Raw genomic sequence first — 5904 nt, forward strand, 5'->3', positions numbered from 1 at the left:
CCTAGCCCTCGACGACCCTCGCAAACCTCCGGAAACAGGCCATTCAGGCCACTTCCGTCATCCTCTGCCACAAAACTGCAATTTGATATTGACCCCCACAGCGGGGTCGCCTAGAAGCTCTCTTGTCAGCGGCGCTTCACCGGAAACGGGATGAGGCGCTGAGGCAATCCTGGATCGCATATGTGATCACCCAGAGCCGAGAGGTTAGGGGAGGTAGGGTTGCCTGTTTTGGCTCTTTCTCATTGTTATTATGATGAAGGGACATGTGGGCGGCGGCTCCGGTTTCTGATGGCCTTCAGGCGTCAGAGGATCGGTTAAAGCTAGGCCGTTTCATATGTCTCAATATGCATACACACTTGTATATTGTGCAGGAACGGCTCCTGGAGTGTACGGCGCTGTGTTCGGTTATTCCACCGGATACGTAGTCGAACATAAACTTGAGAGTTTGATTCTGGCTCAGAACGAACGCTGGCGGCATGCCTAACACATGCAAGTCGAACGAATGCTCTTCGGAGTGTTAGTGGCGCACGGGTGCGTAACGCGTGGGAATCTGCCCTTTGGTACGGGATAACAGCGGGAAACTGCTGCTAATACCGTATGATGACGTAAGTCCAAAGATTTATCGCCAGAGGATGAGCCCGCGTAGGATTAGCTAGTTGGTGGGGTAAAGGCCTACCAAGGCTACGATCCTTAGCTGGTCTGAGAGGATGATCAGCCACACTGGGACTGAGACACGGCCCAGACTCCTACGGGAGGCAGCAGTGGGGAATATTGGACAATGGGCGAAAGCCTGATCCAGCAATGCCGCGTGAGTGATGAAGGCCTTAGGGTTGTAAAGCTCTTTTACCCGGGAAGATAATGACTGTACCGGGAGAATAAGCCCCGGCTAACTCCGTGCCAGCAGCCGCGGTAATACGGAGGGGGCTAGCGTTGTTCGGAATTACTGGGCGTAAAGCGTACGTAGGCGGTTTTGTAAGTTAGAGGTGAAAGCCCGGAGCTCAACTTCGGAATTGCCTTTAAGACTGCATCACTTGAACGTCGGAGAGGTGAGTGGAATTCCGAGTGTAGAGGTGAAATTCGTAGATATTCGGAAGAACACCAGTGGCGAAGGCGGCTCACTGGACGACTGTTGACGCTGAGGTACGAAAGCGTGGGGAGCAAACAGGATTAGATACCCTGGTAGTCCACGCCGTAAACGATGATAACTAGCTGTCCGGGCACTTGGTGCTTGGGTGGCGCAGCTAACGCATTAAGTTATCCGCCTGGGGAGTACGGCCGCAAGGTTAAAACTCAAAGAAATTGACGGGGGCCTGCACAAGCGGTGGAGCATGTGGTTTAATTCGAAGCAACGCGCAGAACCTTACCAACGTTTGACATCCCTATCGCGGTTACCAGAGATGGTTTCCTTCAGTTCGGCTGGATAGGTGACAGGTGCTGCATGGCTGTCGTCAGCTCGTGTCGTGAGATGTTGGGTTAAGTCCCGCAACGAGCGCAACCCTCGCCTTTAGTTGCCATCATTTAGTTGGGCACTCTAAAGGAACCGCCGGTGATAAGCCGGAGGAAGGTGGGGATGACGTCAAGTCCTCATGGCCCTTACGCGTTGGGCTACACACGTGCTACAATGGCGGTGACAGTGGGCAGCAAACTCGCAAGGGTGCGCTAATCTCCAAAAGCCGTCTCAGTTCGGATTGTACTCTGCAACTCGAGTGCATGAAGGCGGAATCGCTAGTAATCGCGGATCAGCATGCCGCGGTGAATACGTTCCCAGGCCTTGTACACACCGCCCGTCACACCATGGGAGTTGGATTCACCCGAAGGCGCTGCGCTAACCGCAAGGAGGCAGGCGACCACGGTGGGTTTAGCGACTGGGGTGAAGTCGTAACAAGGTAGCCGTAGGGGAACCTGCGGCTGGATCACCTCCTTTCTAAGGATCGGTCCGAAAGCGTCACTGCTAGTCGGTGGAAGAGCTTCGTACCTTTCGTATAGAACATATGCCGCCGTCCTCATGTCCCTTCATCCTGGAAAACGCAGTCAGCGAGACGAAACAGCAAAGCTGTTTTGCACGCTGACAAGTTCGGCCGGCGCTGCAAAGCGTGCCCATCGGGGCGCGGCTTTGCCGCGACCGACGGGCATGCGGTCAAGTTTGGGCCGGTAGCTCAGGTGGTTAGAGCGCACGCCTGATAAGCGTGAGGTCGTAAGTTCAACTCTTACTCGGCCCACCATTGCTTATCGTTGCGTACGTGTATGGGGCCTTAGCTCAGCTGGGAGAGCGGTTGCTTTGCAAGCATCAGGTCATCGGTTCGATCCCGATAGGCTCCACCAACATTCCTGCAGGCGCATGTTTAATGCTGCCGCGGGAAGGCACGAACGCTGCACATCATCATCCAGGGTGAAGACATCAGTTTCCGGCGAAAGCCGGAATATACGAAGCGGAAACGCTTCTGTTTGACATTGTGAATGGGTTTTAGAAATCGATGCCGCTTGCGGCCATCGTATTTCGCCAGACGGGGCATCCGGTAACGGGTGATCTGTGTGTGTGTGGGATATGACGGTACGCTGAGCAAATTGATGACTATGCTGAGAAGAATTCTTATCCGCACCGTAACCGGGGCAGGGTTTGCCGAGTGATGGGATGGTCGAAAGGCTGTTCTACATTCAGCCCTGTCGTTGGTGGTGTGGACTCTCAAGCGTGAGGTAAGGGCAATTCGTGGATGCCTTGGCGCATACAGGCGATGAAGGACGTGGCACGCTGCGATAAGCTGCGGTGAGGTGTGAGCAACCTTTGACCCGCAGATTTCCGAATGGGGAAACCCACTCTCACCGATTAATCCTTGCCGTGTTTGGTCTTCGGACTGGACGCGGTACGGGTTAATTGGGGAGGGTATCACCGAAGTGAATAGATAGCTTTGGTGAAGCGAACCCGGCGAACTGAAACATCTCAGTAGCTGGAGGAAAAGACATCAACCGAGATTCCGTTAGTAGTGGCGAGCGAACGCGGACCAGGCCAGTGCCTCTTGTTCAACTAGCAGAACGGTTTGGAAAGGCCGACCATAGCGGGTGACAGTCCCGTATGCGAAAGTGAGACAAGAGGACTAGAGTAGGGCGGAACACGTGTAATTCTGTCTGAATATGGGGGGCCCACCCTCCAAGCCTAAATACTCGTATGCGACCGATAGTGAACTAGTACCGTGAGGGAAAGGTGAAAAGCACCCCGATGAGGGGAGTGAAACAGTACCTGAAACGGATTGCCTACAAGCAGTTGGAGGGGTTTTATGCCCTGACAGCGTACCTCTTGCATAATGGGTCTGTGACTTAATGTGTCAAGCAAGCTTAAGCCGTTAGGTGTAGGCGCAGCGAAAGCGAGTCTGAATAGGGCGACTGAGTTTGACGCATTAGACCCGAAACCCGGCGATCTAGGCATGACCAGGATGAAGGTGGGGTAACACCCACTGGAGGTCCGAACCGATTAACGTTGAAAAGTTACCGGATGAGTTGTGTTTAGGGGTGAAAGGCCAATCAAGCCGGGAAATAGCTGGTTCTCCGCGAAAACTATTGAGGTAGTGCCTCGAGTGAATACCGATGGGGGTAGAGCACTGGATGGGCTAGGGGGTCGCGAGATCTACCAAACCTAACCAAACTCCGAATACCATTGAGTAATGCTCGGGAGACAGACGGCGGGTGCTAAGGTCCGTCGTCAAGAGGGAAACAGCCCTGACCTACAGCTAAGGTCCCCAAGTCGTGTCTAAGTGGGAAAGCATGTGGGATTTCCAAAACAACCAGGAGGTTGGCTTAGAAGCAGCCATCCTTTAAAGAAAGCGTAACAGCTCACTGGTCTAATAGAGATCCTGCGGCGAAGATGTAACGGGGCTCAAGACACGCACCGAAGCTTAGGGTGTGCGCTATATGCGTACGCGGTAGCGGAGCGTTCCGTAGGCTGATGAAGCGATCTGGTAATGGGTCGTGGAGGTATCGGAAGTGCGAATGCAGACATGAGTAGCGATAAACAGTGTGAGATGCACTGTCGCCGAAAGACCAAGGGTTCCTGCGCAAGGCTAATCCGCGCAGGGTGAGCCGGCCCCTAAGACGAGCCCGAAGGGGGTAGTCGATGGGAACCACGTTAATATTCGTGGGCCTGGTGGTGTGTGACGGATCATGTGTGTTGTCATCCCTTAACGGATTGGGATGGCTTCGAAATGGTTCCAGGAAATAGCCCCACCGTATAGACCGTACCCGAAACCGACACAGGTGGTCAGGTAGAGTATACCAAGGCGCTTGAGAGAAGGGTGTTGAAGGAACTCGGCAAATTGCCTCCGTACCTTCGGAAGAAGGAGGCCCCACGTAAGCGCAAGCTCTCGTGGGGGGCACAGGCCAGGGGGTAGCGACTGTTTAGCAAAAACACAGGGCTCTGCTAAGTCGGCTTCAAGACGACGTATAGGGTCTGACGCCTGCCCGGTGCCTGAAGGTTAAGTGGAGGGGTGCAAGCTCCGAAATGAAGCCCAGGTAAACGGCGGCCGTAACTATAACGGTCCTAAGGTAGCGAAATTCCTTGTCGGGTAAGTTCCGACCTGCACGAATGGCGTAACGACTTCCCCACTGTCTCCAACACCTGCTCAGCGAAATTGAATTCTCCGTGAAGATGCGGAGTACCCGCGGTTAGACGGAAAGACCCCGTGCACCTTTACTGCAGCTTCAGAGTGGCATTAGGAAAGAACTGTGTAGCATAGGTGGGAGGCTTTGAAGCGATGGCGCCAGCTGTCGTGGAGCCAAAGGTGAAATACCACCCTGTTGTTTTCTGATGTCTAACTTGCGTCCATGAAACTGGACGAAGGACCCTCTGTGGCGGGTAGTTTGACTGGGGCGGTCGCCTCCTAAAGAGTAACGGAGGCGCGCGAAGGTTGGCTCAGGCCGGTTGGAAACCGGCTGTTAGAGTGCAATGGCATAAGCCAGCCTGACTGCGAGACTGACAAGTCGAGCAGAGACGAAAGTCGGTCATAGTGATCCGGTGGTCCCTCGTGGAAGGGCCATCGCTCAACGGATAAAAGGTACGCCGGGGATAACAGGCTGATAACCCCCAAGAGCTCATATCGACGGGGTTGTTTGGCACCTCGATGTCGGCTCATCACATCCTGGGGCTGGAGCAGGTCCCAAGGGTTTGGCTGTTCGCCAATTAAAGTGGTACGTGAGCTGGGTTCAGAACGTCGCGAGACAGTTTGGTCCCTATCTGCCGTGGGCGTCGAAATTTGAGAGGAGTTGACCCTAGTACGAGAGGACCGGGTTGAACGTACCTCTGGTGGACCTGTCGTTCTGCCAAGAGCGCAGCAGGGTAGCTATGTACGGACGGGATAACCGCTGAAAGCATCTAAGCGGGAAGCCTCCCTCGAGATAAGATTTCATAGAGCCGTGGAAGACCACCACGTTGATAGATCGGATGTGGAAGTGCGGTAACGCATGCAGCTAACCGATACTAATTGCTCTATTCGCGCTTGAAGAGTCCCACCATCAACGACAAGGCTGTGGCAACGCAGACCAACGTCCGAGACGACAGGATAAGAGACAGCGCAGTCTCAAAAAGACCTGGATCCTAACCGGCCAGGCAAACAGCATCGATTTCTAACCCAACATGCAAACACATGCGCTGGCCCCATAGCTTGGTGGCCATAGCGTTCGTGACCCACCCGATCCCATCTCGAACTCGGCCGTGAAACCGAACAGCGCCGATGGTACTATTGCTCAAGCAATGGAAGAGTAGGTCGCCGCCAGGCTTTGAAGCCAGCGCACGTGCACACCGCATGAAACCCATTCACAATGCTCTCACAACACACCTCATCGCGGGGTGGAGCAGCCCGGTAGCTCGTCAGGCTCATAACCTGAAGGTCACAGGTTCAAATCCTGTCCCCGCAACCA

General features: G+C 54.4%; 3 tRNA genes and 3 rRNA genes. All 6 read left to right on the plus strand.

Features of this window, described 5'->3' with window-relative positions:
- The first annotated feature begins 433 nt into the window (after positions 1–433).
- Positions 434–1924, plus strand: a 16S ribosomal RNA gene (locus ACFSGX_RS17705).
- Between the two features lie 221 nt (positions 1925–2145).
- A tRNA-Ile gene (locus tag ACFSGX_RS17710) sits at positions 2146–2222 on the plus strand.
- A gap of 24 nt (positions 2223–2246) precedes the next feature.
- A tRNA-Ala gene (locus ACFSGX_RS17715) sits at positions 2247–2322 on the plus strand.
- A 362-nt stretch (positions 2323–2684) separates the two neighbouring features.
- Positions 2685–5488: ribosomal RNA gene (locus ACFSGX_RS17720) — 23S ribosomal RNA — on the plus strand.
- Between the two features lie 159 nt (positions 5489–5647).
- Positions 5648–5762: ribosomal RNA gene (gene rrf, locus ACFSGX_RS17725) — 5S ribosomal RNA — on the plus strand.
- Together the 16S, 23S and 5S rRNA genes with 3 tRNA genes alongside form the textbook arrangement of a ribosomal RNA operon.
- 65 nt (positions 5763–5827) lie before the next feature.
- Positions 5828–5904: transfer RNA gene (locus ACFSGX_RS17730), tRNA-Met, on the plus strand.

It is taken from the genome of Sphingomonas arantia (assembly GCF_042682045.1).
GTDB lineage: Bacteria > Pseudomonadota > Alphaproteobacteria > Sphingomonadales > Sphingomonadaceae > Sphingomonas_R > Sphingomonas_R arantia.